We start from the raw sequence: 255 nt of genomic DNA, 5'->3' as shown, positions 1-255 counted from the left end.
TCCTCGCCGCCCAGGCCGTGCGGGGCAAGCAGCCCGCTCGTTCGATCATCTTGATCTGGCTGTCCGGCGGCCCGAGCCAACTCGAAACATTCGACCCGCACCCGAACACGCGCATCGCGGGGGGGACCCGGGCGATCGAGACCGCCGTCAAGGGGATCCGACTCGCCGAGGGGTATCCCAGGCTCGCCGAAGTGATGCCGTCGGTCTCGCTGATCCGCTCGCTCGTCAGCAAGGAAGGGGACCACGAGCGCGGGG

1 protein-coding gene is annotated in these 255 nt (G+C 69.4%); it reads left to right on the top strand.

Features of this window, described 5'->3' with window-relative positions; genetic code table 11:
- Nucleotides 1-255, top strand: a 255-nt coding sequence (locus tag ACYOEI_RS41590; RefSeq protein ID WP_462856515.1) for a DUF1501 domain-containing protein, incomplete at both ends; no start/stop codon positions are given.

This window comes from Singulisphaera rosea (genome assembly GCF_054877945.1).
This window is presented reverse-complemented; position numbering and strand designations above follow the sequence as displayed.